This is a genomic window from Stenotrophomonas sp. ASS1 (assembly GCF_004346925.1).
GTDB lineage: Bacteria > Pseudomonadota > Gammaproteobacteria > Xanthomonadales > Xanthomonadaceae > Stenotrophomonas > Stenotrophomonas maltophilia_A.
The window spans coordinates 3234865-3258466 of record NZ_CP031167.1 but is presented as its reverse complement, the minus strand read 5'-3'; the positions used below and the strand labels follow the sequence as shown (position 1 = coordinate 3258466).

At 67.9% G+C, this 23602-nt stretch carries 26 protein-coding genes; 10 read left to right on the top strand and 16 right to left on the bottom strand.

Annotated features, from left to right (window positions below):
- Nucleotides 1–8 precede the first annotated feature (8 nt).
- Nucleotides 9–188 (bottom strand): hypothetical protein, encoded by a 180-nt coding sequence (locus MG068_RS15250; RefSeq protein ID WP_132810584.1) that lies wholly within the window; start codon nucleotides 186–188, stop codon nucleotides 9–11.
- A gap of 126 nt (nucleotides 189–314) precedes the next feature.
- Between MG068_RS15250 and MG068_RS15245 the strand changes: the two genes are divergently transcribed.
- The 3 genes from MG068_RS15245 to MG068_RS15235 are packed head-to-tail and all read left to right on the top strand — an operon-like array spanning nucleotide 315 to nucleotide 2315.
- Nucleotides 315–893 carry an RNA polymerase sigma factor gene (locus MG068_RS15245; RefSeq protein WP_032129359.1) on the top strand — a complete coding sequence of 193 codons (579 nt, stop codon included), beginning with the start codon at nucleotides 315–317 and terminating at the stop codon, nucleotides 891–893.
- Complete coding sequence (locus tag MG068_RS15240) at nucleotides 890–1423, top strand: hypothetical protein (protein WP_132810583.1); 534 nt, start codon at nucleotides 890–892, stop codon at nucleotides 1421–1423. Before MG068_RS15245 ends, MG068_RS15240 begins: the two co-directional genes overlap by 4 nt.
- A gap of 10 nt (nucleotides 1424–1433) precedes the next feature.
- A complete protein-coding gene (locus MG068_RS15235; RefSeq protein ID WP_032129361.1) occupies nucleotides 1434–2315 on the top strand; it encodes a DUF4097 family beta strand repeat-containing protein in 882 nt (293 codons plus the stop codon).
- A 49-nt stretch (nucleotides 2316–2364) separates the two neighbouring features.
- On the opposite strand, the gene MG068_RS15230 is transcribed toward MG068_RS15235, so the two are convergent.
- The 3 genes from MG068_RS15230 to MG068_RS15220 form a co-directional block, all read right to left on the bottom strand.
- On the bottom strand, nucleotides 2365–2547 hold the full coding sequence (locus MG068_RS15230) for a hypothetical protein (RefSeq protein ID WP_005410566.1): 183 nt from the start codon (nucleotides 2545–2547) through the stop codon (nucleotides 2365–2367).
- Between the two features lie 11 nt (nucleotides 2548–2558).
- Nucleotides 2559–2810: a YkgJ family cysteine cluster protein gene (locus tag MG068_RS15225; protein WP_005410565.1), complete on the bottom strand. Its 252-nt coding sequence runs from the start codon at nucleotides 2808–2810 to the stop codon at nucleotides 2559–2561.
- Between the two features lie 271 nt (nucleotides 2811–3081).
- The gene (locus tag MG068_RS15220; RefSeq protein WP_071228695.1) at nucleotides 3082–4443 is read right to left on the bottom strand and encodes an Hsp70 family protein; all 1362 of its coding nucleotides are present in this window, start codon (nucleotides 4441–4443) and stop codon (nucleotides 3082–3084) included.
- 192 nt (nucleotides 4444–4635) lie between these two features.
- On the opposite strand from MG068_RS15220, the gene MG068_RS15215 reads away from it, so the two are divergent.
- The gene (locus tag MG068_RS15215; RefSeq protein ID WP_010482882.1) at nucleotides 4636–4971 is read left to right on the top strand and encodes a zinc ribbon domain-containing protein YjdM; all 336 of its coding nucleotides are present in this window, start codon (nucleotides 4636–4638) and stop codon (nucleotides 4969–4971) included.
- Nucleotides 4972–4977: 6 nt separating this feature from the next.
- Here MG068_RS15215 and MG068_RS15210 read toward each other — a convergent pair whose 3' ends face one another.
- Nucleotides 4978–6132, bottom strand: a complete 1155-nt coding sequence (locus tag MG068_RS15210) for a tetratricopeptide repeat protein (RefSeq protein WP_132810582.1) — start codon at nucleotides 6130–6132, stop codon at nucleotides 4978–4980.
- Between the two features lie 228 nt (nucleotides 6133–6360).
- Here MG068_RS15210 and MG068_RS15205 point away from each other — a divergent pair, with 228 nt between their 5' ends.
- The 4 genes from MG068_RS15205 to MG068_RS15190 all read left to right on the top strand — a co-directional run bounded on the left by MG068_RS15205 (nucleotide 6361) and on the right by MG068_RS15190 (nucleotide 9226).
- Nucleotides 6361–6963, top strand: coding sequence for an HD domain-containing protein (locus MG068_RS15205; RefSeq protein ID WP_049421037.1), 603 nt, complete (start codon nucleotides 6361–6363; stop codon nucleotides 6961–6963).
- Nucleotides 6964–7013: 50 nt separating this feature from the next.
- Nucleotides 7014–7187, top strand: coding sequence for an oxidoreductase-like domain-containing protein (locus MG068_RS15200; RefSeq protein WP_049398321.1), 174 nt, complete (start codon nucleotides 7014–7016; stop codon nucleotides 7185–7187).
- Nucleotides 7184–7801 carry a DUF998 domain-containing protein gene (locus MG068_RS15195; RefSeq protein WP_032130397.1) on the top strand — a complete coding sequence of 206 codons (618 nt, stop codon included), beginning with the start codon at nucleotides 7184–7186 and terminating at the stop codon, nucleotides 7799–7801. The genes MG068_RS15200 and MG068_RS15195 overlap by 4 nt, the downstream gene beginning before the upstream one ends.
- Before the next feature lie 78 nt (nucleotides 7802–7879).
- The gene (locus tag MG068_RS15190; protein ID WP_317617035.1) at nucleotides 7880–9226 is read left to right on the top strand and encodes a virulence factor family protein; all 1347 of its coding nucleotides are present in this window, start codon (nucleotides 7880–7882) and stop codon (nucleotides 9224–9226) included.
- Between the two features lie 238 nt (nucleotides 9227–9464).
- On the opposite strand, the gene mprF is transcribed toward MG068_RS15190, so the two are convergent.
- Nucleotides 9465–12029, bottom strand: coding sequence for a bifunctional lysylphosphatidylglycerol flippase/synthetase MprF (gene mprF / locus MG068_RS15185; protein WP_132810581.1), 2565 nt, complete (start codon nucleotides 12027–12029; stop codon nucleotides 9465–9467).
- 192 nt (nucleotides 12030–12221) lie between these two features.
- On the opposite strand from mprF, the gene MG068_RS15180 reads away from it, so the two are divergent.
- Nucleotides 12222–12569, top strand: coding sequence for a RidA family protein (locus MG068_RS15180; RefSeq protein ID WP_005410556.1), 348 nt, complete (start codon nucleotides 12222–12224; stop codon nucleotides 12567–12569).
- Nucleotides 12570–12720: 151 nt separating this feature from the next.
- Here MG068_RS15180 and rnfB read toward each other — a convergent pair whose 3' ends face one another.
- From rnfB to MG068_RS15135, 9 genes are all read right to left on the bottom strand, one after another.
- A complete protein-coding gene (gene rnfB, locus MG068_RS15175) occupies nucleotides 12721–13134 on the bottom strand; it encodes an Rnf electron transport complex subunit RnfB (protein ID WP_080291848.1) in 414 nt (137 codons plus the stop codon).
- Nucleotides 13135–13159: 25 nt separating this feature from the next.
- The gene (locus MG068_RS15170) at nucleotides 13160–13750 is read right to left on the bottom strand and encodes an HAD family hydrolase (protein WP_049463206.1); all 591 of its coding nucleotides are present in this window, start codon (nucleotides 13748–13750) and stop codon (nucleotides 13160–13162) included.
- Between the two features lie 76 nt (nucleotides 13751–13826).
- Nucleotides 13827–15920, bottom strand: coding sequence for a methionine--tRNA ligase (gene metG / locus MG068_RS15165; protein WP_132810580.1), 2094 nt, complete (start codon nucleotides 15918–15920; stop codon nucleotides 13827–13829).
- A 101-nt stretch (nucleotides 15921–16021) separates the two neighbouring features.
- A complete protein-coding gene (locus MG068_RS15160; protein ID WP_032130402.1) occupies nucleotides 16022–16465 on the bottom strand; it encodes a DUF2147 domain-containing protein in 444 nt (147 codons plus the stop codon).
- A 196-nt stretch (nucleotides 16466–16661) separates the two neighbouring features.
- The gene (gene gloA2, locus MG068_RS15155) at nucleotides 16662–17066 is read right to left on the bottom strand and encodes an SMU1112c/YaeR family gloxylase I-like metalloprotein (protein ID WP_049463208.1); all 405 of its coding nucleotides are present in this window, start codon (nucleotides 17064–17066) and stop codon (nucleotides 16662–16664) included.
- The gene (locus tag MG068_RS15150; protein ID WP_132810579.1) at nucleotides 17063–18133 is read right to left on the bottom strand and encodes a serine hydrolase domain-containing protein; all 1071 of its coding nucleotides are present in this window, start codon (nucleotides 18131–18133) and stop codon (nucleotides 17063–17065) included. The genes gloA2 and MG068_RS15150 overlap by 4 nt, the downstream gene beginning before the upstream one ends.
- Nucleotides 18134–18149: 16 nt before the next feature.
- On the bottom strand, nucleotides 18150–20090 hold the full coding sequence (locus tag MG068_RS15145) for a DUF885 domain-containing protein (RefSeq protein WP_132810578.1): 1941 nt from the start codon (nucleotides 20088–20090) through the stop codon (nucleotides 18150–18152).
- Between the two features lie 94 nt (nucleotides 20091–20184).
- Entirely contained in the window at nucleotides 20185–20970 is a 786-nt protein-coding gene (locus tag MG068_RS15140) for a queuosine precursor transporter (RefSeq protein ID WP_049398695.1), read from the bottom strand.
- Entirely contained in the window at nucleotides 20967–21662 is a 696-nt protein-coding gene (locus tag MG068_RS15135; protein WP_005414135.1) for a DUF502 domain-containing protein, read from the bottom strand. The genes MG068_RS15140 and MG068_RS15135 overlap by 4 nt, the downstream gene beginning before the upstream one ends.
- Nucleotides 21663–21738: 76 nt before the next feature.
- On the opposite strand from MG068_RS15135, the gene MG068_RS15130 reads away from it, so the two are divergent.
- Nucleotides 21739–23055: a hypothetical protein gene (locus MG068_RS15130; protein WP_132810577.1), complete on the top strand. Its 1317-nt coding sequence runs from the start codon at nucleotides 21739–21741 to the stop codon at nucleotides 23053–23055.
- Nucleotides 23056–23062: 7 nt separating this feature from the next.
- On the opposite strand, the gene MG068_RS15125 is transcribed toward MG068_RS15130, so the two are convergent.
- Nucleotides 23063–23515: a DUF4442 domain-containing protein gene (locus MG068_RS15125; protein ID WP_032128978.1), complete on the bottom strand. Its 453-nt coding sequence runs from the start codon at nucleotides 23513–23515 to the stop codon at nucleotides 23063–23065.
- Nucleotides 23516–23602 lie beyond the last annotated feature (87 nt).

The following is a 23602-nucleotide window of genomic DNA, read 5'->3' as shown; positions in this document are numbered from 1 at the left end:
CCCTGATGTTACCCGGCGCGTGCGGGGGATTCGACCGCCGGGTTCCAGGCCACGCACACCAGCTCCTGGCGGTGCTGCAGCAGGCAGGCGCGGCCATTGTCGGGACGCAGCTGCAGTGACAGGCCCAGCGCCTGCAGCAGGACACAGGCGGTGATCACCAGCAGGGCGGCGCAGGATGGGCTGGACATGGCAGGACTCCTGGACGGCAATTTCGCGAAGGACCTTTCATGGATGCAGCAGCCACCCAAAAGGTTGCATGCCATCGATCATCGATCGGCTCTAAACCTTTTCCCGGGTCGCCGCATCCAAGCGATATGCTCGACACCACCATGCCCGCGCCGCCTGCCGCCAACGACGCCGTCGATGAACCCGCCCTGGTGCGGGCGGCGGCCGCCGGTGATACCGCTGCCTATGAACTGCTGTACCGGCGCCACGCGCCCCGTGTATTCGCTGTGCTGTGGCGGCTGTGTGGCGGCCAGCAGGCACGCGCCGAGGACGCGCTGCAGGAAGCGTTCCTGCAGGCGTGGAAGGCGCTGCCGGGCTTCCGTTTCGAAAGCAGCCTGTCGACCTGGCTGCACCGGCTGGGCGTCAACGCGGCACTGATGGAGCTGCGCGGACGTGCCGGCGGGCAGGATCACGACAGCCTCGACGAAGTGGACGGAGGGTTGCAGGAGCTGGCAGTGCACGATCGTTGCGCCGGCACCGAACGCGACCTCGAACGGGCACTGTCGACACTGCCGCCACGGGCACGTGCGGTACTGGTACTGCACGACATCGAAGGCTGGAAACACCAGGAAATCGCCGAACAGCTGCAGATGGCCGTCGGCAGTTCCAAGGCACAGTTGCATCGTGCGCGCGGCCTGTTGCGCGCACGGCTGGGAGACATGACATGAGTACACACGACCACGATTCCGACCACGATCTGCTGGCCCGGCTGCGCGCGCTGCCGACCGAACGCGGCGTACCCACCGATGGCTGGGCACGCCTGTCGGCGCAGCTGCCGCCGCGTGAACCGCAGGCGGCACCTGCGCCGGGCGACAACGTGGTGGCCCTGCCGATCCGCTCGCGGCGCCGCTGGTGGCTGCCGGTGGGGGCTGCACTGGCCGCCAGTCTTGCGCTGTACGCGGTGGCACCGTGGCGGCATGCGCAGCCGGACGCGCCGGTGCCGTCTACCCTGCAGCTGCAGGCGGCGGCGATGACCGAGCAGTACCAGCAGGCCGTCGCTTCGCTGCCCGATGGACGGGCGCCGGAATGGCAGCCGGCGCTGCATGAACTGGATGAAAGCGCAGCGCAGATCCGTGCCGCCTTGGCGCAGGACCCGCGTGCGCCGCACCTGCTTGGCCAGCTCAAGCGCACGTACGCGCTGCGGTTGGAACTGACCCGGCAGGCGGCCTATGCCGCCGAGTCCGGCTTGACGACCTGAGGAGACCCCCATGACCCGAACCCTGATTTCCTGCTGTGTCGCGCTGCTGCTGGCCCCTGCCGTGGCGCTGGCCGACACCCGCATTGACGAGCGCCACACCCTGGCCGCGGGCGGTCGCATCGAGCTGAGCAATGTGGCCGGCAAGGTGACCGTGCGTGGCTGGGACCGCAATGACGTGCAGCTCACCGGCACGCTCAGCGACGGCCTGCAGCTGCGTCAGGAGAAAAGTGCCAACCGTGTGCGCTGGGAGATCGAATACCCGCGCCGCAGCAGCAATGGTGGCGCGACGCTGGTACTGAACGTGCCGCGCTCGGTGGAGCTGCTGCTGAGCACGGTCAGCGCCAGCCAGGACATCAGTGGCATCGATGTGCGACGGCTGCAGGCCGACACGGTCAGCGGCAGCCTGAGCGCGGCTGGCCGCAGTGGCGACAGCAAGCTCAACACGGTCAGTGGCAGCGTCAGCGCACGCCTGCAGACGCCGAAGCTGGACGTGAACACGGTCAGTGGCCGGATCGAGGCCGGCGGCGGCGTGTCCGGTGATATCGGTGCGCAGACGGTGTCCGGTCGGGTCGAGGTGGATGCCGGGCGCGTGCAGCGGCTGGCGGTGGAGACCGTCTCGGGCAGCATCGATCTGGCAGCGGCCGGGTTGGCTCCTGGCGGCCGCATCAACGTCGAATCGGTCAGTGCCTCGGTCACGCTGAGCCTGCCGCGCACGGTGTCGGCACAGCTGTCGGTGAACAGCTTCAGCGGATCGATCAACAGCGATGCCGGGCAGGTGGAGCGGCCGCGCTATGGGCCGGGCAGCCACCTCGATACGCGTCTGGGCGGCGGTGATGGTGACATCCGCATCCAGTCGCATTCGGGCAGTGTGCGGGTACGCCTGGACCGCTGAACGCGATCCGGCAGGCCGCGGCGGCAGCGCCGCCGCGGTCGGTACTGGGTCAGCTGGCTTTCTTCAGCGCCCAGGTGGTGCCGAGGACTTCGATCTTGCCACCGGCCTTGCGGAACGCTGCCAGGTCCGAAGCGATCGAATCGCTGCTGACCACAGTGCTGGCGGCCGCGCCCTTGCGTTCGCTGCGGATGCTGTTGCTGGCCTTCGCGGGGGTCTTTGCCTTGCGGGGCATGGTTGCTCCTGTCAGGTGGAAGGGGAGGAAAGCGCCCAGGCATCGGCCTGGCGCAGGTAGTCCTGCCGCTCGCGGCGGCAGTCATCGCCGCCCATCGAAAACTGGCGGCAGATCGCCGGGCGCTGCGAATAGATCGTGCAGCGCAGGTGATAGGGATCGATCGCCGCGCACCAGCCTTCCTCGTTGCGCGCCATCACGGCACGGCCGTGGGTGTCGCGTGACAGGAACTGGCCGGGCACGTGGTCGCCGGGCTGCAGCAGCACGGGCAGCCGGCAACAGACCGCGTCACAACGGCGGCAGTCGATGGGTGCAGGTGCTGCGTCAGGTTGTAAGGCCACAGGGGCCTGGCGGGTGCCCAAAGCGGGTCTCGATGGCGGCTCAGGTGCTGCGCGGACCATGAACGAGCCAGGAAGGCATGGCCGCTAGGCCCGCGGGGCGGGCCAGGCTGCACTGTGGACACACACCGGCGTGGCCGGCGGAAGGTGCAGCGTGGTTCTAGCCGACCAAGAGTAACTTAGACCGCGTAACGTTTTGTTAATCCTGGCTGGCTGCCGCCAGCGCAAGGCCCTGGACCACGCCCAGCGAGGGCTCGCCGTGGACCATGCGGGCCCCCGGGAAGGCCTCGGCCACGGCCTGGCGCAGGTAGCCGGCACGGGACATGCCACCGGTCAGGAACACCGCGTCCGGGTCGCCGCCGATGTCGCTGCGGACCTGGGCCAGCAGCTCGCGGATCTGCTCCAGGTAGCCATGGGCGGCGGCGGCCAGGCCGTCGGCGCTGCTGTCGGCATGCAGGTCGCGGGCGATGTAGTCCAGCGTGCTCCGGTGCTCGCTGGCGGCGCTGAGGGCAATCTTGGCGCGTTCGACATCGCGGTACAGGCGGGCGGTGTTGCCGGTGTCCTGCAGGGCCTGCAGGCGCGCGCCCCACGGGTCGTCGACGTGATCGTATTTGTGCTGGCGGAAGTCGCGCTGGCGGGTCATGTCCTGCACGGTGGCGGCTTCCACGTAGTGGTGGGCGGGTACGCGGGTGATGCCGCGGCCGAACAGCGGCATGTAGCTGGACAGGCTCAGCGCCAGATCGATGTCGGTACCGCCACGGGCGATACCCCAGGCGCGGTGGATGCGCGGCGCAGCATCGCCACCAACCTCGGCGTGGGCGATATCGGTGGTACCCCCGCCGATGTCGACGATCACCGCCTGGTGCCGCTCGCGGCTTTCGGCGTGGTAATGCATGGCCGCCGCGGCCGGTTCCTCGAGGAAATCGATCTGGTCGAAACCGGCCTGGGTGGCGGCTTCGCGCAGGATGTCCAGTGCCTGATCGTTGCCGGCCGCGCCGATCGAGCTGCGGAACTGCACCGGGCGGCCGAGCAGGGCGGCACGCAGCGGCTGGCCAAGCTGGGCGCTGGCGGTCAGGCGGATGTGCTCGAGGATGTGCGCGGCGATGCCGGTGATGGTCTGCTTCGCGCGCGGGTGCAGGTTGTAGCCCAGCATCGACTTCGGGCTCTGCACCAGGTTGCCTTCGTGTTCCTCGAAATAGGCTTCCAGCGCGTCGTCGCCGTAGACCGCGTTCTGCAGCAGGTCGCTGGCGCTGCGCTCCTTGCCGGCGCGGGCTTCCATCCATTCCCGGCGCAGTGCGCGCAGGGCTTCGCGGCGCAGCGCCTGCGGCGTGCGTTCCTGGCCGGCGGCGCGGGCCGCGCGCGCGGCGCTGTCGATCATCTGCTGCAGCTCGTGTTCCTGGCCGGCGTCGAGCTGGAAGTCGTCCGGGTCGGGCACCACGCCAGGGAAGTACACGCTGGTGCGGAACTGCTCGGCGTCGCCGAAGCGGATCGGCAGCAGTTTCCCCTCATGCACGATGGCGGCGGCGGAGTTGCTGGTACCGAAGTCGATGCCGAGGCGCATGGGGAGTTCCGGGGGGCGATCAGGGGCCGCGCACTCTGCTGCAGTTCGTCGCCGACTGCAAGTTCCTGCGGCCTTCTGTTCTGGGTGGGGGTTCCGGATCGGGTCATGCGAGCCGCCGGGCGCTGGCCGGAAAAGGGCAGGGAGCCAGGCGGTTACAATGGCGGCTGTTGATTCACTTTGAGGTACTTGCTGATGTCTTCTGCCCCCGCCTGCCCGCAGTGCACCCTGGAAAACACCTACGCCGATGGTGCGCTGTGGATCTGCGCCGACTGCGGTTTCGAATGGACCGCCGAGGAAAGCGCCGGTTCCACCCTGGTCGTGCGTGACAGCAACGGCAACACCCTGCAGGCCGGCGACACCGTCACCGTGATCAAGGACCTGAAGGTCAAAGGCTCCTCGATCCCGCTCAAGCAGGGCACCGTGATCCGCAACATCCGCCTGGTCGAGGATGACGCCGAGCACATCGAAGGCAACTCGGACAAGATCAAGGGCCTGGTCCTGAAGACCTGCTTCCTCAAGAAGGCCTGATCGCCTTCAGCGCTTGGCCTGCTGCTGCGCGCGCCAGCGGGCCAGGCTGTCCAGCTTGGCCTGGTAGCGCGCCTGCTCCGGCGCGCCTCCCAGTTCCTGCGCACGCAGCAGTTCGCGATCGGCGCGCTTGAGCTGGCCAGCCAGGAAATAGACGCGTGCCAGCCCGAAGTGGAACTGATGCGCGGTGTCATACAGGCGCACGGCCTGCCGGTAATAGCGGATCGCCTGGTCCAGCTGGCCGGCACGTTCGGCCTTGGCGCCGAACATGTACTGCGCGAACGGGTCTTCGCGCTGCACCGACTTCAACCGGCGCTCAAGTGACTGTGCCTGCGCGGTCAAGCCCAGGCTGCGGAACAGCGCGGAGGCATTGGTCAGTGCGGCATCCTGGCGGCCTTCCAGCTGCAGCGATCGGTCCAGCGCCTGCCGCGCCGCCTCGTTGTTGCCTTCGCGGTGGTCGAGCACGCCGAGGTTGTTCCACACCGGAGCGAACCCGCTGTCCTGAGCCAGGGACGCGTCGAAGAATGCACGCGCGCCGACGAAATCACCGTCGGCGAGGCGCTCCGCACCCCGGTTGTTGTAGAAGTGCGCCAACGCCCGCGCACGGCTGACGGGAACCGGGCCGCGGCGGTCATAGAGCACATTGCGGTCCAGATCGACGGTACCGAAACGCCCACCGACGTCGACACCGGCGTTGACGTGGCCGACGCTGTAGACCACGCCCGCGTCCTGGTCCTGGTACCAGGACACCACCTGCCCGACTTCCTGCACGCGGGCCTGGATGCCAGCCTCCCGCGCGAGCGTCACGAACAGCAGGGTGAAGGCCAGGCAGTTGGCGCGGCGGTGCTGCCAGATATCGCTGACGGTGTAGGTCGCATTGGCGTCGTACTGCAGGTCCAGCCCGTGCTGGTCGAAGATCATCGCCACGAGCGCCTGCAGCCGCTGGTCGCGGGAGTAGCTGCGCTGGATCACCTGCTTCTGGAGCATCGCACGCAGGTCCGCGGGAATGGCGAACACTTCTTCCGGGGTCGGCACACGTGCGGCCGACACGGTGATGGTCGGGGTCGTCACCACATCGGCGGGCGGTGCCTGGCCTGCGCCGAAGGCAGGAGCACAGAAGGCCAGCAGCGAAAGAGTGAGGCAATGGGCGGCAGAACGGTACATGACGGTTCCCGGCAGCGGCGGGCGCTCCCGCCTGTGGCGAGTGTATGCCCATGGATGTCCGGCTGCAGCGACCGTTGGTCGGCGCCGCGTTCATCCACAACCGGTGTGGACCAGCGCTCGACAAAGCTGTGGACAACTGGCTCCGGGCCCCGCCCGGCAAGCGTTGTGAGTGCGTGGTGAAAAAACCGCCAGCTTGCCCGGCGCCGGCGCAGGCGGGATGATCCGGTCATGGACTTCTCACCGCTGACGCTTGCCCCGGCGCAGTGGCAGGCGCTGCAGGACAGCTATGCAACGCCGCCACGGGCCTACCACCACTTCGGCCATGTGCGCGCGGTGCTGCAGCATTGCCAGGATGTCGCCGACGGCCCCGGCTGGAAGCAGCCGGCCGAGATCTATCTGGCCGTGCTCTATCACGATGCGATCTACCAGGCGGGGCGCAAGGACAACGAGGCGCGTTCGGCGCAGCTGGCTCTGCAGGCGATCACACAGGCGCCAGAGCTTGCCACTGTCGACGCCGCTCGCGTGGAGCAATTGATCCTGCTGACCGCCCGCCACGGCGCGCTTGGTCCGGAGGATGTGGATGCCGAGGCGGCGCTGTTCCTGGACTGCGACATGGCGATCCTGGCCGCGCCGGAACCGGTGTTCGCTGCCTATGACCGTGGCGTGGCCGAAGAATACAAAGGGGTGGTGCCGGGCTTCCTGTACCGTGCCGGCCGTCGCCGCTTCCTGCAGGGCCTGCTGCGCGCTCCGCGGATATTCCTCAGCGAGTTCTTCCACCAGCGCCTGGACGCGGCCGCCCGTGACAACCTGCGACGTCAGCTGGGCGTTTGAGCCGGCCCGGTACACTGGTGACCTGTTTCCAATGATTGCCGTTTCCGACCGTGTCCGTCCCTGATCCCGATCCCCGCCCGCTGCCACCGGAAGAACCCGGCCCCAACGAATGCTGCGGCAGTGGTTGCCCGCTGTGTGTGCTGGACCTGTATTCCGATGAGCTGCAGCGCTACCGCAAGGCGCTGGCCGAGTGGAAGACGCGGCATCCAGAGGCCGCACCATGAGCCGTGCACGCCCGGCGGCGGTGCTGGCGCTGGTGGCACTGGTGCTGTTCGTGGCCACCGCGCTGTGGACCCAGGTTGCGCGCAGTGATCTGGACTGGGTGCGGGCGACCTTGAGCCTGTACCTGCACGGGCCGTGGGGGCTGGCATTGCGCGCTGCCTACTGCCTGCTGGCGCTGGCCATTGCGGCGCTTGGCATTGCGCTGTATCGCGGCAGCATCGGCCCGCGGCGCAGTGCGGCCGCACCATTGCTGTTCACGGTTTCCGCGCTGGGGCTGGCGACGGTCGCCATCGGCGACAGCTGGCTGCCTGAAGCAACACCGCTGCTGGCACCGTTCATCCATGGGCTGGCAGCCAACACGGCGTTCCTGTGTGCCAGCGTCGGCATGCTGCTGCAGGCCTGGTATCTGCGCCGCGAACCGGGTTGGCAGTCCGCTGCGGGCCTGCTCTGGGGCTGGGCATGGCTGGCCTTTGTGCTGCTGTGGCTGCATGTGCTGTGGCGTGGTGGTCCACCGCGTGGGCTGGGACAGAAAGTGGTGATCGCGGTGATCGTTGGCTGGCTGCTGTATCTGGCGATGGCGCTGTACCGTCGCAGCCGTCGGGCCGCAGCCCACTGAATCCCCATCGGCCTGCGCCGGTACGTGCCGTGCACGCGGCGGCGGCGTATCGTGTGCGCATTCCATCGGGGATGCGATATGAAGCGTGCAGGGCTGAGCAGGGCAATGGGTGTGGTACTGGCGCTGGCCGCGCTGCCGGCAACGGCGGCCGTGACCCCGCAGCAGTTCAGCCATGGGCGGTTCGAGCAGATTCCGGTGCACATGCCATCCGGCACGCCGCAACGGGTGGTGATCTGGTTCCACGAACCCACGGCCGGTGGTGACACCAGCCGCCTGCCGATCGAGGCCCTGCGTGCCGATGGCGCGCTGGTCGCGGCAGTGGACATTGCGCACCTGCGCGGTGTGCTCAAGCGCGAGGGGGACCCGACCTGTTCGTTCGGTTCCGGTGACGTCGAGAATTTCTCACGTTGGCTGCAGGCCTCGCTGCATCTGCCCGGCTACCACCTGCCGCTGGTCGGCGGTGATGGCGAAGGTGCCGAGATGGCCTATTCGCTGGCAGCGCAGGCCGATACCCAGGTGTTTGCCGGTGTACTGACCACCGGCTTCTGCCCGGACCACAACCACCAGCGCATGGTCTGCGGCGATGGTGTGAAGCACGACAGGCTGCAGCCGGCCGAACTGAATTTTCCGTGGTTGAGCGCGGCCGGTGACCGCGGCTGCAAGGTCGGCCAGGCCAGCGCGTTCGTGCAGCAGGTCGCGATGGCACGCGAGTTCAAGCGCACCGCGCGCGGTGATGCGTCACCGGGCCTGGTGGCTGCGGCACGGGTGATCGGCGCGCAGGCCGGCGTCAGCCTGGCACCGCCGCCTGCTGCACTGAAGGGCCTGCCCGTGGTGGAAATGCCGGCGACCGGCAGCGGCGATACGCTGGCGGTGTTCGTCTCCGGTGACGGTGGCTGGGCTGGCCTGGACAAGAACGTGGCGTCGTCACTCAACGAGCATGGCGTGGCGGTCGTCGGCATCGATTCGCTGCGCTACTTCTGGAGCGAGCGCACACCGAAGGGCTTTGCGGGCGACCTGCAGAAGATCATCGACCACTACCGCCAGCAATGGCGCCGCGACAAGGTGATGTTGATCGGTTTCTCGCAGGGCGCCGACGTGCTGCCGGCCACCATCAACCAGCTCGACGTCGGCACCCGTGAGGCGCTGGAGCGCATCGTGCTGCTGTCGGTGGGCAGGAAGGCCGACTTCGAATTCCATGTCAGCAACTGGCTGGGCGGTGGCGGCGACGGCCTGCCGATCGCACCGGAAGTGGCCAGGCTGCCGGCGGAAAAAACGCTGTGCGTGTACGGCGACAAGGATGAGGACGCGCTGTGCCCGGATCTGCCGGCCAATGACGGCGTGAGGAAGGTGAAGCTGCCGGGCGATCACCATTTCGGTGGCGATTACGACCGCCTCGCCGAAGTGATCCTGAAGGGCGGGGTGTAGCGTTTGGTAGACGCCGACCTTGGTCGGCGCTGGGGCTGAAGGCGCCGCGGGCTGAGCGTGTCGACCAGGGTCGACACCTACCCGGCGCATGTAGCGTCGAGCCACGCTCGACGGCTGTTGGTAGACGCCGACCTTGGTCGGCGCCGGGGCTGAAGGTGCCGTGGAATGAGCGTGTCGACCAAGGTCGACACCTACCGGGTGGCAGGTAGCGCCGGGCCATGCCCGGCGGATCGCGGCTTCAATTCCGCCGCGGATCCAGCGAGATCAGGCGCGTGGCATCCAGCAGCGCGGCCGGCAGATGCATGCCGCCGGGCGCGGCGAGATAGCGCGGCCGCCACTGCGGATCGAACTTCGATTTGAAGCGGCGCAGGCCACTGAACCCATAGAAGCGTTCGCCGTGCCGCGCCAGCAGACCGGCCAATCGGTTCCAGCGACCGGCCAGCCGATGCTGTGCCAGCCCGGACAACGGTGCCATGCCCAGCGAGAAACGCGCATAGCCCTGCGCGCGGCCCCACAGGAACAGTTCGATGAAGAGGAAGTCCATCGTGCCCTTCGGTGCTTCGTTGACGTGGCGCATCAGGTCGACCGACAGCTCGGCGCCGGCCGGTGCCTGCCACAGGTTGGCGAACGCCACGATCTGGCCCTCGGCTTCGACCAGCGCCACCGGGAAGCGCACCAGGTAGTCCGGGTCGTAGCTGCCCAGCGAGAAGCCCTTCTCATCGCCGGCCTTGTCTTCCAGCCATGCGTTGGAAATTGCGTGCAGGCGCGGCAGCAGGCTGGGAATTTCCTCCACCGGTGCCACGCGGAAGGATAGGCCACCGCGCTTGCCCCGGTTCCAGGCTTGGCGCAGATCGGCGCGTTCGCGGCCTTCCAGGCCGAAGTCATGCAGCGGCACCATCGCTTCCTCGCCCAGCTTGACCAGGCCCAGGCCCAGGTCGAGGTAGGTCTGCCAGTAGGTCTCGCCCACCTGGTAGAACACCGGGCGCAGGCCCAGCCGGTCGGCTTCCTCGCGGAAGCGCCAGATCAACGCGCGCGCCACGTCAGGCGGGCCGACCGGATCGCCCATCGCGATCAGCGAACCGCCGTAGCGCTGCATCATCACGAAGCCCTGTTTCGCGTCATCGCGCAGCACCGCCTTGTCGGCGGTCAGTACCAGGCAGGCCTGGGTATCGGTGGCACCGACCAGTACCGGCGCCAGGGACTGCAGCGTGGCCTCGTCGGCGGCTGGCAGCGGGCTGCGCGTGCTGTGCAGCAGCCGCGCCAGGCCGAACATCACCAGCGCGATGGCGACCACCAGCAACGCACGCAGTGCGCGCGGTGCATTGCCCGACACCGCGAACTGCCACCACAGCTCGTTCTGGTATTCGACATGACTGTAGGTGAAGAACAGCAGCCAGGTGACCGCAACCAGCACCAGGCCGAGATTGCGCAGCCACGGCCACGACCAGGCTTCGTCCAGCAGGGCACCCTGGCGGTAGAACTCGCGGCGTGCGGCCCACAGTGCCATCGCCACCAGCACTGCCGAGACCGCGATCAACAGCTGGCCACCACGCAGCCACAGCGGCAGCGGGGTGATCACGCACACTGCCATCGCCAGCATCCACGCCGCATGGCTGCGCCGGGCCAGGCCCTGGCCGATCAGCAGCAGTGCAACGCCGCTGAGGCTGCCAATCAGATGGGATGTCTCCAGGATCGGCAGCGAGGCATTGACCAGGTGACGGCGAGGCGTCGGCAGCGTGCCGTCGATGACCAGCGCGGCGCCGATGCTGAACACCGCCAGCGCGATGATCTGCGGCAGCCACGGGCGCAGCGCGTTCCAGCCGGCACGCGTTGCGCCGGCGCTGGCCTGCAGCGGCTGACGCAGGGCGGGCGCAAGGGCGAGCAGGGTGGCCAGCACCAGCGGCAGCACGTAGTAGGTAACGCGGTAGATCAGCGCCGCCGCCAGTACCGCCGCCGGCGCCACCTGCGGCAACAGCTTCAGCAGGCTCCATTCGAACACGCCCAGGCCGGCCGGCACGGTGGAGACCAGGCCGGCCAGCACTGCCACCAGGTACAGGCCGACGAAGCCCGGCAGGCCGGTCGGCGTGGAGTCCGGCAGCAGCACGTAGAACGCGGCACTGGCCAGCACCAGCTCGATCACGCTGAGCACGGTGACGCCGATCATGGTGCGGCGGTCGGGCAGCCACAAGGCATGACCGAACACACGGAACTGCCGTCCTTCGCGGCCGACCAGCAGCACCGTGGCGAGGTAGGCGAGCAACGCGACGATGCCGACGATACGTACCGCATTGGGATCCAGCGGCAGCGCCAAGGCTGCGGCAGCCGGTTCCATGCACAGCGCCACACTGATCAGCAGCCATGCACCGAACACGAAGCCGAGCGTGCTCATCAGCACCACCTGGCCGATCTGCGCCAGGTCCAGGCCGGCGCTGCGGTAGCCACGCAGGCGCACCGCGCCGCCGGTCAACGCGGCAAAACCCACGGTCTGGCCCAGCGTGTGCGCAAGGAATGCAGTGATGCCGACGCGCGCGGGGTGCACGCGGATGCCGCTGCGACGCAGGCCGATGGCATCGAAACCGATCAGGCAGGCGTAACTGGCCAGGCCGAGTACCACGGTGAGCGCGATCTGCGTGCCGCTGAGTTGCCGGAACGCCTGGCGGATGGCGCGATAGCCGTGCTCGTCGAACTCGTTGGCCAGGCCGTGCAGGGCCAGGGCGAGGATCAGCAGGGGGATGACGATGGTGGCAACCCGCTTCCAGGTTGGCGTGGAAGAGGCAGTGGTGGAATCGACGGGGGCGGTCATCGGCGCAAGGGTGCGGCAGGAGGGGCGAGGGCGGTGTCAACGCGGGCGTGGCGCATCGTGCGCCTGTCATCGTCATTTGACCAGTGGGACCGTCGGAGTCCGGTAGTGACGTGTCGCGGAGGATGCCCGTGCACCCACCGTCGACCGGTTTGGAGGACAATGCAGGCCTGATCAACCGCAGGAGCCACGCCCATGATGGAGCGTTACGACGTCGGACCGCGCATGTCCGAAATGACCGTATACAACAAGGTCGCCTATCTCTCCGGCCAGATTCCGGAAGACACCAGCCAGGACATCACCGGCCAGACCCGGCAGGTGCTGGCAGAAATCGACAAGCTGCTGGCGTTGGTCGCCAGTGACCGCCAGCACGTGCTGCGCGCCGAGGTGTTCCTGGCCGACATGGCCGACTTCGACGGCATGAACAAGGCGTGGGATGAGTGGGTGGTCGAGGGTGCGACCCCGGCGCGTGCCACGGTCGAGGCCAAGCTGGCCCACGCTGACTGGAAGGTCGAGATCGTAGTGACGGCGGCGGTACCGTAACGGCAGGCAAGGTCAGGTCCCACCAGCGGAGGGTAGAGTCGACGGTTAGTCGACTATCGCGCGCAGCGCGGGGTTTTGCGCCGCCGGAACGAAGAGCAGTCGACCAACAGTCGACTCTACCCCGCCGCTCCACTGCCGGTTGGTCTGGTGGCTACGTTGGCACCAGCTCGATGCAGTCCACCGGGCACGGTGGAATGCACAGCTCGCAACCGGTGCACAGATCGGCAATGACCGTGTGCATGTACTTGGCGCCACCGACGATGGCATCCACCGGGCAGGCCTGGATGCACTTGGTGCAGCCGATGCAGTCGGCTTCCACGATCAATGCCACCTGCGGCGCCTTGTGCTCGCCGCGCGAACGATCAAACGGAATGGCGGGTACGTCCAGTACCTGCGCCAGTGCGCGCGCGCCAGCGTCGCCGCCCGGCGGGCAGCGGTCCACGCCTGCCTCGCCGCGCGCCATGGCCTGCGCGTACGGGCGGCAGCCGTCGTAGCCGCATTGCCCGCATTGGGTCTGCGGCAGCAGGCGGTCGAGGCGTTCGGTCAGGGGAGGAATCAGGCTCATGCGTGGCGAAGGCTGCGCGTTGGGGTTACTTCAAGGGCTTACCACGGAACCAGCGCTCGTGGGCCAGCGCCAGCATCGGCTTGTCTTCGGAACTGTCACCGTAGGCATGGATGCGCACATAGCGTGACAGATCGAACTGGCGGCGGATGTGCTCGACCTTGCGCGGGCCACAGTCGCCACCGGCATAGCGACCTGTGAGACGGCCGTCCTGGCTCTCCAGCCGGTTGCAGATCAACTGCAGGCCCAGCTGTTCGCACCACGGCCGCAGATACAGGTCCAGCGAGCCGGACACGATCACCACGGTGTGCTGCTGTTCCTTGTGCCAGCGGATCTGCTCCAGCATTTCCGGGCGCACCACGTCGGGCAGGAACTCACGCGAGAAGCCGGCGGCCAGCGTGGCGATGTCATCGCTGTGGCGGTCGCTGAAGGTCAAACGGGTGACGCGCGCGCGGATGCGCTCGGCCGAGATCAGTTTCAGCTTGTATGCGGCCAGCCACGGGCCGACCTTCCACCACGCCTGTGCCAGCTGTTCGGCCGTGGCCACGCGGCGCAGGAAACGGCCATAGGTATCGCAGGTGGTCACGGTGTGGTCGAAGTCGAACAGCGCCAGTTCCATTCCGTTGCCTCCCATCGCGTTGCCCCGAGGCCGGTGCTGCCGGCGGGCGTGGCCGCAACCACGCCCGCTGCGGGCATCAGCGGACCGGCATGCCCGGCTGCGCGCCGCTGTCGGCGTCCAGCAGCGCCAGCGCGCCGCCGTCGAAACCGGCCGACAGGATCATGCCTTCGCTCAGGCCGAAACGCATCTTGCGCGGGGCCAGGTTGGCGATGAACACCACACTGCGGCCGACCAGCTTCTCCGGCTCGCCGTAGCTGGCGCGGATGCCGGAGAAGATCTGGCGCTTGCCCAGCTCGCCGGCGTCCAGTTCGAAGCGCAGCAGCTTGTCAGAACCTTCCACGAACTCGCAGACCAGCACCTTGCCGATGCGCAGGTCGAGCTTGGCGAAATCGTCGATGCCGATGTAGGCCGGAGCATCGGTACCCTTGGCTTCGTCCTTGGCCGGTGCCGGTGCCGGTGCCGGTGCGGCCGGCTTGGCGGCGTCGGTCTTGGCGGCGGGGGCGGCAGCGGCGGCTGGCTGCAGGGTGTCCTTGGAGGCGTCGATCATGGCGTCAATCTTCTTCGGGTCGATACGGGTGAACAGCGGGGTGTACTCGGTGATGCGATGGCCCAGCAGCGGCTGCGCCAGTTCGGTCCAGTCGGTCACCGGCGCGGCCAGGAAGGCCTCGGCCTGCGCAGCGGTGGCCGGCAGCACCGGCTTCAAGGCGGTGACCAGCACGCGGAACAGGTTCAGGCCCTGGCTGCACACGGCCTGCAGCTGCGCGTCGGCGCCATCCTGCTTGGCGATCACCCACGGCTTGACGTCGTCGATGTAGCGGTTGGCTTCGTCGGCCAGGGTCATGGTCAGGCGGATCGCCGCGGCCGGATCGTTGCGCTCGTAGGCTTCACGGATCGGCGCCAGGCCGTCGACGAAGCGCTGGTACTGCGCCGCATCGGGCAGCTGTGCGGCCAACTGGCCGTCGAAACGCTTGCTGATGAAGCCGGCGCAGCGGCTGGCCAGGTTGACGAACTTGCCGACCAGGTCGGCGTTGACGCGGGCGATGAAGTCACCCAGGTTCAGGTCGAGATCGTCGACGCCACCGCCGGACTTGGCGGCGTAGTAGTAGCGCAGCGCTTCCGGCTCCAGGCCGGCGTCGAGGAAGGTACGCGCCATCACGAAGGTGCCGCGCGATTTGCTCATCTTGGCGCCGTCTACGGTCAGGTAGCCGTTGACGTGCAGGCGGGTTGGCGCGCGGTGGCCGGTGCCATGCAGCACCGCCGGCCAGAACAGGCCGTGGAAGTTGACGATGTCCTTGCCGATGAAGTGGTGCAGCTCGGTGGCGGTGCCGGCGCGCAGATGCGCTTCGAAGTCTTCGCCGAGCTTGCCGCACAGGGTCTGGAAGCTGGACAGGTAGCCGATCGGCGCATCCAGCCAGACGTAGAAGTACTTGCCCGGCTGGCCGGGAATCTGGAAACCGAAGTACGGTGCGTCGCGCGAGATGTCCCACGCGCGCAGGCCACCTTCGGCATTGAGCCACTCACCCAGCTTGGCCTTCACGCCCGGCAGGGCGACATCGCCGGCCAGCCATTCGCGCAGGAATGCATCGAAGTGGCCCACCTCGAAGAAGAAGTGCTCCGAATCGCGCATTTCCGGCGTGGCACCGGAGATGACCGAACGCGGCTCCTTCAGGTCGGTCGGCGCATAGGTGGCGCCGCAGACTTCGCAGTTGTCGCCGTACTGGTCGGGGCTGCCGCAGTTCGGGCAGATGCCCTTGACGTAGCGGTCGGGCAGGAACATGCCCTTGGCCGGGTCGTAGAACTGCGCCACCGAGCGGCGGCTGATGTGGCCGGCCGCTTCCAGCTTCAGGTAGAACTGCTCGGTCAGCGCCTTGTTGGCCGCCGAATTGGTCGAGTCGTAGTGATCGAAGGCCACGCCGAAGGCGGCGAAGTCACGTTCGTGACTGGCCTGGATGTTGGCGATGAAGGTTTCCGGGGTGACCCCGGCCTTCTCTGCGGCCAGCATGATCGGCGTGCCGTGGGTGTCGTCGGCGCAGACGAACCAGGCCTTGCCGCCACTCATTCGCCGCGCACGCACCCAGATGTCGGCCTGGATGTAGCCGACCAGGTGGCCCAGATGCAGCGGGCCGTTGGCGTAGGGCAGGGCGGTGGTGACGAGCGCGGTACGGGTCATGGTCGCGGGGTGAAGCCGAGGGGAACCGCAGAGTATCGCATGCCCGCAACGACGTGACCCGGCCGAAGCCGGGTCACGGGGATGAAGCGGGGCCTGGGGGCTTATTCGCGCTGCCAGGTCTGCGCGCGGCAGATGAAGGCAATGCAGCCGGACACGTCCAGCTTGGTGCCGCCGGGCTGCAGTTCCATCTTCGACTTGTAGGTCTTGCCGTTGGCCGGGTCGAGGATGGTGCCGCCGGACCACTTGTTGGCGCCGTCGGCCTTCAGGTTCCAGAGAATGGTCATGCCCTTCACCGGCTTGTTCTTGTTGGCGCCTTCACAGCCGTCGCAGACCGGGTTCGGGCCCTTGTCCGAGTGCAGGATGTCGACCACCTTGCCGGTCAGCGTGCCGTTGGCGGCCTGGCTGATCTCGACGATCGACTTCACCTTGCCGGTTTTGTCGTCGATGGTCTTCCAGCGGCCGGCGGCGCCGTCGGCGGCCTGTGCCGACAGGGCGGCCAGGCACAGCGGCAGTGCCAGCAGCAGGGTCTTGAAGGTGTTGCGCATGGTCCCCTCCCAGGGTTCATTCCGGCACGCTGCCGGCATGGGTCGACTGTATACCCATTCGGCGGGGTATGGGGAAGGGGGGCTTTGCAGGGCTGCGCCCCGCCTCTGATAGATTTCTGCGGCTGTTGGTAGGTGTCGACCTTGGTCGACACGGTAGATCCACGCCATGCGTGGATGAATCTCGATTGAAGAACGCTCAACCGACTTCGTACAGCTCCAGCGGCAGGTCGTCGGGGTCGGCGAAGAAGGTGAAGCGGCGGCCGGTGTATTCGTCCACGCGGATCGGTTCGCACACCACGCCATGCGCGGCCAGACGCTGGATGAAGGGTTCCAGCCGGGCGACGCGGAACGCGAGGTGGCGCAGGCCCTGGGCTTCCGGGCGGCTGGGACGGGGCGGCGGCGAGGGGAAGGAGAACAGTTCCAGCTGGCCACCGTCGGGCAGGGCCAGGTCCAGCTTCCAGGAATCGCGCGCGGCACGGTGGTTCTCGGCCAGCACGCGCAGGCCGAGGATGCGCACGTAGAAGTCCTTCGAGCGTGCGTAGTCGCTGCAGATCAGTGCGGCGTGGTGGATGCCCAGCAGGGCGTCGGCATCGCGGGTCATTGCAGGGTGTCCAGCCAGCGCTGGGCGATCTTCAGCGCCAGCGGATAGGGTTCGGGGTCGTTGCGGTTGGTCAGCACGATCACGGTCAGGTGCTTCTCCGGGTGGCGCACGATCACGTTGCGGAAGCCGATGCTCTCGCCGCTATGCCATTGCACCGGGCCATTCAGGCGCCAGCCGAAGCCGTAGTGCGGCACGTCGGCTTCAGGCGTCGACGTGGCCGGGCTGAACATCGCGCGGCGCGAGGCTTTCGACAGCAGGCGGTCGTCATACAGCGCCGCATCCCAGCGGGCCAGGTCGTCCAGCGAGGAATAGATGCCGCCATCGCCGAGCACGGCGCTGGTGGTGCTCTGGTCGGTGCGTTGCCAACGGCCATCGATCCAGCTGTAGCCATAGGCGCGTGCAGCGACCGTGTCCTCGCCGTCCTGGTGGGCCACGGTATGCGCCATCCCCAGCGGGCGGAATATGCGCTGCTGCAGGAAAGTGGCGAAATCCTGTCCGGAGGCGCGGCCGACGATCATTGCCAGCAGTGCATAGCCGCTGTTGCTGTAGCGATACTGCGTGCCGGGTGCGAAATTCAGCCGGTCCTGGCGCGACAGCAGGGTCAGCACGTCGGCATCATGCACCTGCCGAGGGTCAGCCGGGTCCATCAGGTCTTCGTAGTCGAGCAGGCCACCGGTGTGCGAGAGCAGTTGGCGGATCGTGATGGCCGCTGCAGCCGGCGGCAACTCGGGCAGCCACTGCCGGGCCGGCTGGTCGAGCCCAAGCCGGCCATCCTCCACCAGCAGCAGTACCGCCGCAGCGGTGAACTGCTTGCTGACCGAGGCCAGCCGGAAGTTGCTGGCTGCGGTGATCGTGGTGCCGTCCTCCAGCACCGCCAAGCCGTAGCCGCGGCGGAATACCGGTTGCCCGTCGTGCAGTACCAGCACGGCGGCGCCGGGTACCTGGCCATCGTAGGCCTGCATCAGGCCGTCGATGCCCGCATCCGGTGGGGTCAGCACCGGTGCGGCGGAGGTGGCCAGCGGCAGCAGGCCCAGCACGACGGCGAACAGGGCGACGGCAGGGCGCATGGCGGCTCCGGAGGGGTCAGGGTGAAGGCGCGGGCGTGGCGCTGGCCGGCTGGGCCATCCAGCGCTCCATCTTGCGGTCCAGCACGTCCAGCGGCATCGAGCCATCCTTCAGCAGTTCGGCGTGGAAGCGGCGCAGGTCGAAGGCTGCGCCCTGGCGTGCCTTGGCCTTGTCGCGCAGGGCAACGATGGTGGTCAGGCCGGCCACGTTGGACAGCGCCTGGCCGGGCTGGGCCATGATCCGCTCGACTTCGGCGTTGGCGTCATCGCTGCTCATGTCCACGGTCTTCTGCAGGTAGGCCACGGCCTGCTGCTTGCTCCAGCCCCGGGCGTTCACGCCGGTGTCGGCCACCACGCGGGCAGCGCGCAGCAGGCGCGAATACAGGTAGCCGATGCGATCGTAGGGATCGGTGTAGATGCCCAGGTTCTCACCCAGTGTTTCGGCATACAGGCCCCAGCCTTCGACGAAGGCGAGATCGCCACCCAGGCGGCGGAAGCGCGGCAGCTTGGCCAGCTCCTGCTGCAGGCCCAGTTGCACGTGGTGGCCGGGGATCGCTTCATGCAGGTACTGCACCGGCACGTTCCAGCGCTTGCGGCTGGCCAGGTCGCGGGTGTTCACGTACAGCACGCCCGGTTGCCCGGCCGGAGACGGCTGGTAGGCCGCTGCTGCGGCGGTCAGTGCACGCTCCGGTTCCACCGCGCGCACGTCCAGCGCGGACTTGGGCAGGGTATCGAGCACCTGCGGCAGGCGTGCGTTGACCTGCTGCTGCACCTGGCGATAGCGGTTGATCAACGCATTGGCGTCGCCGTACTGGAACTGGCGGTCGTTACGCATGCTGCGCAGCAGCTTGGATGGCGTACCACGCAGCTTGGCATCCTTCATCACCGTGGCGATCTGGGCCTGCAGTTCCTGCACGCGTTGTTCGCCCAGCGCGTGCAGCTGCGCAGCGGTCTGGTCGCTGGCCGTGGTCTGCACGATCAGGTTGGCGTACCAGGCCTGGCCATCGGGCAGTGCGCCCAGGCCGCTGCTGGTGCGCGAGGCGGGCAGGTATTCGGTGGCGATGAAACCGCGCAGGGCGCGATAGGCCGGCATGATGCGCAGTTCGATCATGCGCTTGTATTCGGCGCTGATGCGGGCCTTGTCCTCGGCCGCGATGGTGTTCGGCATGGTGCGGATCGGCGACCAGAAGATGCTCTCTTCGGCGGTCGGCTTGATCACTGCATCCAGCTGCGGCAGCACTTTTTCCATCAGGTCGCGTGGCTGCACCACGCCGGCCTTCATGCCCTGGCGCATGTTGTCGATGGCCTGGTCGAACAGCTCGGGAATGCCCAGCGAACGGCGCGACCAGGTGTCGTAGTCCTGCACTGTGTTGAACGGCTGCGCGCCGGCACCTGCACCGAGGATCGCCATGATGCTGCCGACGTTGTAGTACTGGCTGATCGGCATCATCCAGCTCGGGTAGCGCTCGGCGGCCAGCGAAGCGCGCGCGTCGCGCACGAAGATCTCGTAGCTGAGCAGGTCCTGGCCCTGCAGGCCGTCGCTGCCGAGTTTCTCGACCTTGCCCAGCCACTCGGTGGTGAAGTCGTGCGATTGCTGGCGCCACGCGGCGGACAGGATGTTGGGCAGCTGGTCGTTGTAGCGGGCCTCGCCCTGGAAGGTTGCCTGCAGCGGATTCAACCGCATCGAGGCATCCCAGTATTCGTCATACAGGCGCTCCAGCTGCACCTGCTTGGGTACGGCGCGGGCCGGTGCGACCGGACGCGGCGTGGCGCGGCGCGCCGAACTGCCACGGGCCGGCGCGGTAGCGCGGGCAGGCCGGGCCTTGGGCTTGGCGGCCTGGCGGGTCTGCGCAGCGGCAGGGCGGCTGGCCTTCTTTTTCGCTGCTTCGGCCGACGGCACGGCGCTGAACAGGAACAACGCGGCGATGGCGGCGGCCAGGGCGCGGGTGGGATGCGGCATCAGGAGCTTCCGTGGAACACAGACCGTGGAGCTTGCACGATCCGGCCGCGTACGGCCAGCGTGAAGGCGCAGTCAGCTTTTTGCTGCTGGGGCTTCAGTCAGCCGCAGCGGCGGCGCGCAACGATGCGGCTCGCTCGGCACCCAGATAGCGGGTGATGGCACGCCGCATCAGGTACAGCAACGGAATCAGGGCGATCGCAAAGCCCATCTTGTAGATGTAGTTGACACTGCTGACCGCCAGGAACAGCGAGGTCGGCCAGTGTTGCGGGCCCAGCACGAAGGCGATCCAGATCACCACGAAGCTGTCGACTACCTGCGAGACCGCCGTCGATCCGGTCGCGCGCAGCCACACGTGGCGTTCTCCGGTGGCTTGGCGGATGCGATGGAACACCGCCACGTCGATCAGCTGGCCGAGCAGGAAGGCCACCAGCGAGCCGGCGATGGTCCACATGCCCTGGCCGAACACCGCCGCGAACGCGGCCTGGTAGTCGGGCACGCCGTGGCCATCCATCGACGTGACCCACCAACTGGCCGGCGCCAGCGAAATGGCCGCGAAGGCGAACAGGAAGCCGTAGCCGATCAGCACCACCGCCAGCCACGAGATGAAGCGCACGCCGCGCTTGCCGAAGAACTCGTTGATGGTGTCGGTCATGATGAACACCACCGGCCACAACAGGGTGCCGGCGGTGAAGCTGAGCGAGCCGGTCTGGCCGAACAGGTTCCAGTTCAGCGGAGCGATGCCCAGGGTGTCTTCCAGCGCGAAGATCTTCACCCCGATCAGCTCGGCCAGCACCGCATTGCCGCAGAAGAACGCGGCCAGCACGATGAACAGCAGGACCGCGCGGTCCTGCAGCGGGCGCTCGATCGGCGCCGGGGTCATTCGGTGCGTTCGCCGGTGCGTTCGCCGGCACGGGTGAACGGCACGCTGGACGGCGCCACGGCACCGCCGGAAATGATGAAGCTCATGGCCTGGTCGACGGTCCAGTCGGTCGGCGTCAGCAGTTCCACCGGCACGATTTCCAGGTAGCCCGAGGTCGGGTTCGGCGTGGTTGGCACATACACCGCAGCCAGCTCACGGTCGGTGCCGTGTTCCTTGATCACGCGGGTGACCAGGCCGACCGATTTCATGTCGCGGTGCGGGAAGTCGATCAGCACCACGCGCTGGGTGCTGCCCGGCTCGGTCTGCAGCATGTCCAGCAGCTTCTTGGCGCTGTCGTAGATGATGCTGGCCAGCGGAATGCGCTTGATGACCGCGCCCACCCAGCGCAGCAGGCGCTGGCCGAGCACGCGGCGGCTGGCCACGCCCACCGCCAGGATCACCAGCAGGGTGGCCAGCAGGGCGATGGTGTCCTGGATCCATTCGGCGCGGACCCAACCGAGGTAGTGCGGGAAGCTTGTCGCGATCTGCTCGGACAGCGGTACCACCAAGGGGCTGGAAATGCCCGACAGCAGCACGAACACGAACTTGACCACGACCCAGGTCAGCCAGATCGGCAGCAGGGTGAGCAGGCCGGTCAGGAACAGGCGCTGCAGGGAGGGGCGGGGGACCAGGGCGGGGGCTTCGAGCGACATGCGCGCATTGTAGCGGTCACTGCCGGTCGATTACGCTGGGGAATCGACTGCGGCAACGGCACATGGAAGGGAAGCTGTGTTGAAGATTCTGCGCGGACTGGGCTGGACCCTGGCAGGCCTGCTGGTGCTGGCCATCGTGGTGTGGTGCGCCTCGCGCATGTGGCCGGTGCCCGAATCGCGGCTGCAGGCGCAGCAGCGACTGGAAGCACGCCTGCCGGCGACTGGCCACAACGGTTATGCCCTGTTGTGGACGCTGCCGTTCGACGATCTGGATGCCCGCCAGCGCGAGCAGGCGTTGGCCGAGGACGTGCGCCGTTGGGAGGCCGACCTGCGGGGCAGCAGCGGCGGCCAGACACACCTGGTGGCCAACCATGCCGAGCTGCGCTCGCGGCCCGGTGCCAGTTGCGGGCCGGCCGCCAGCGGCTGCCTCGCCCAGGTCCGCGCGGACCCGCAACGCTTCGTGGAGGCCCATGCCGGGCACCAGCAGTTGCATGCGCGGCTGGATCAGCTGGCCGAAGCGGACTACTTCATGTCGCCGTTCCCGCCGAAGGGCGAGGGCGTTCTGGTTCCGTTGCCGACCTATGGCGTGGTGATGGACGCCACCAGTGCACGCGCGCTGGCGTACGTGCAGGGCGATATCGACGGTGCCCTGCGAGGTGCCTGCCGTGGCTTGCAACTGGGCCGGCGGCTGTTGCCCGGCAGCAGCTATCTGGTCGAGAGCATCATCGGTGCCAGCCTGGTGCAGGCCAATGCCCAGCTGCTGGCCGACATGCTGGTCGAACTGCCGGCCGACCACCCCTTGCCGGCGGAGTGCGAACAGGCCATGCAGCCGCTGCGGGCCGAGGAACAGAGCCTGTGCCGTGCCATGCAGGGTGAGTACGCGATGAGCCGGGCGGCGATCGAGACATCGGCGCGGGAGTTCGGCGGCGTGCTGGTGCTGGATCGCAGCAGCACCCTGGCCCGCGCGGCCCGCAATCTTGGCTGGGCCTGTGGCGCGGCAGCCACATCGGCGCTGGAAGCGGATCGCCCGTTGCCAGTGCCGGCGCCACCGCAGCATGACTTCGGCTGCCTGTCGAACGTCATGGGCTGCGTGCTGACCGATATCGCCGCGCCGATCTATCCTGCCTATTCGTCACGGCCACAGGATGCCGCGGCGATGGTGCGGCTGCTGGGGGCGCAGCGTTGGCTGCGGCAGCAGACGGATGATCCGGTGGACGCACTGCAGCGGCTGCCGGTGCAGTTCCGCTCGCCGGTGCGGGCGCCGCAGCTGTCGGCCGACGGCCGCCACCTGCAGGTGCCGCGTCGCTCTCCAGCGCGCAGCGCTGAAGAGAACCCGTGGCTGTCGGTGCCGTTGCAGAAGGAATCGGCTTCGACTGCTGCGGGACGTGACTGAAGCGCGCTCAGCGTGCGTGTGGCTTCAACCGCAGGTAGACCTGCTTGCGCACCTGGGCGACCACCTCGCCGCTTTCATCGACGACATCATTGCTGAACCATCTCAGCACTTTGTCACCAGCGGCGGCTTCGGCGCGCAGTTCGTCCAGCAGTGCGTCATCGATGCGGAACGACGTACGTACGGTGCCTCTGCCGGGCTTGAGGAAATCGATGGCACCGGCACGGTCCCACACGTAGTAGTCGCGGCCGAGGATGTGCAGCAGGCCAAGCATCCAGAACGGATCGGTCATCGCAAACAGGCTGCCGCCGAAATGCGTGCCGACGTAGTTGCGGTTCCAGGGCCGCATGCGCAGTTCGACGTCGATCTGCCGGTAGTCCGGCGAGACCCGGGTGACGTGGATGCCGGTGAACAGGAACGGCGGCCAGAGATTGATACCGAAGCGGAACAGGCGGGCGTTCATGCGGGTCCGGGGGCGCAGGGCGAGGCGCCCAGTCTAACCATTCGCATGCGTATGTTGCACCCCGGGCGAGCGTCCGCACAATTCGGG

What these genes read in the sequence shown, in the direction of transcription:
- MG068_RS15250 (WP_132810584.1), bottom strand. Translation starts at nt 188, where the DNA reads ATGTCCAGCCCATCCTGCGCCGCCCTGCTGGTGATCACCGCCTGTGTC.
- MG068_RS15245 (WP_032129359.1), top strand. Translation starts at nt 315, where the DNA reads ATGCTCGACACCACCATGCCCGCGCCGCCTGCCGCCAACGACGCCGTC.
- MG068_RS15240 (WP_132810583.1), top strand. Translation starts at nt 890, where the DNA reads ATGAGTACACACGACCACGATTCCGACCACGATCTGCTGGCCCGGCTG.
- MG068_RS15235 (WP_032129361.1), top strand. Translation starts at nt 1,434, where the DNA reads ATGACCCGAACCCTGATTTCCTGCTGTGTCGCGCTGCTGCTGGCCCCT.
- MG068_RS15230 (WP_005410566.1), bottom strand. Translation starts at nt 2,547, where the DNA reads ATGCCCCGCAAGGCAAAGACCCCCGCGAAGGCCAGCAACAGCATCCGC.
- MG068_RS15220 (WP_071228695.1), bottom strand. Translation starts at nt 4,443, where the DNA reads ATGCGCCTCGGCATCGACTTCGGTACCAGCAACTCCGCCGCCGCCATC.
- MG068_RS15215 (WP_010482882.1), top strand. Translation starts at nt 4,636, where the DNA reads ATGTCTTCTGCCCCCGCCTGCCCGCAGTGCACCCTGGAAAACACCTAC.
- MG068_RS15210 (WP_132810582.1), bottom strand. Translation starts at nt 6,132, where the DNA reads ATGTACCGTTCTGCCGCCCATTGCCTCACTCTTTCGCTGCTGGCCTTC.
- MG068_RS15205 (WP_049421037.1), top strand. Translation starts at nt 6,361, where the DNA reads ATGGACTTCTCACCGCTGACGCTTGCCCCGGCGCAGTGGCAGGCGCTG.
- MG068_RS15195 (WP_032130397.1), top strand. Translation starts at nt 7,184, where the DNA reads ATGAGCCGTGCACGCCCGGCGGCGGTGCTGGCGCTGGTGGCACTGGTG.
- MG068_RS15190 (WP_317617035.1), top strand. Translation starts at nt 7,880, where the DNA reads ATGAAGCGTGCAGGGCTGAGCAGGGCAATGGGTGTGGTACTGGCGCTG.
- mprF (WP_132810581.1), bottom strand. Translation starts at nt 12,029, where the DNA reads ATGACCGCCCCCGTCGATTCCACCACTGCCTCTTCCACGCCAACCTGG.
- MG068_RS15180 (WP_005410556.1), top strand. Translation starts at nt 12,222, where the DNA reads ATGATGGAGCGTTACGACGTCGGACCGCGCATGTCCGAAATGACCGTA.
- rnfB (WP_080291848.1), bottom strand. Translation starts at nt 13,134, where the DNA reads ATGAGCCTGATTCCTCCCCTGACCGAACGCCTCGACCGCCTGCTGCCG.
- MG068_RS15170 (WP_049463206.1), bottom strand. Translation starts at nt 13,750, where the DNA reads ATGGAACTGGCGCTGTTCGACTTCGACCACACCGTGACCACCTGCGAT.
- metG (WP_132810580.1), bottom strand. Translation starts at nt 15,920, where the DNA reads ATGACCCGTACCGCGCTCGTCACCACCGCCCTGCCCTACGCCAACGGC.
- MG068_RS15160 (WP_032130402.1), bottom strand. Translation starts at nt 16,465, where the DNA reads ATGCGCAACACCTTCAAGACCCTGCTGCTGGCACTGCCGCTGTGCCTG.
- gloA2 (WP_049463208.1), bottom strand. Translation starts at nt 17,066, where the DNA reads ATGACCCGCGATGCCGACGCCCTGCTGGGCATCCACCACGCCGCACTG.
- MG068_RS15150 (WP_132810579.1), bottom strand. Translation starts at nt 18,133, where the DNA reads ATGCGCCCTGCCGTCGCCCTGTTCGCCGTCGTGCTGGGCCTGCTGCCG.
- MG068_RS15145 (WP_132810578.1), bottom strand. Translation starts at nt 20,090, where the DNA reads ATGCCGCATCCCACCCGCGCCCTGGCCGCCGCCATCGCCGCGTTGTTC.
- MG068_RS15140 (WP_049398695.1), bottom strand. Translation starts at nt 20,970, where the DNA reads ATGACCCCGGCGCCGATCGAGCGCCCGCTGCAGGACCGCGCGGTCCTG.
- MG068_RS15135 (WP_005414135.1), bottom strand. Translation starts at nt 21,662, where the DNA reads ATGTCGCTCGAAGCCCCCGCCCTGGTCCCCCGCCCCTCCCTGCAGCGC.
- MG068_RS15125 (WP_032128978.1), bottom strand. Translation starts at nt 23,515, where the DNA reads ATGAACGCCCGCCTGTTCCGCTTCGGTATCAATCTCTGGCCGCCGTTC.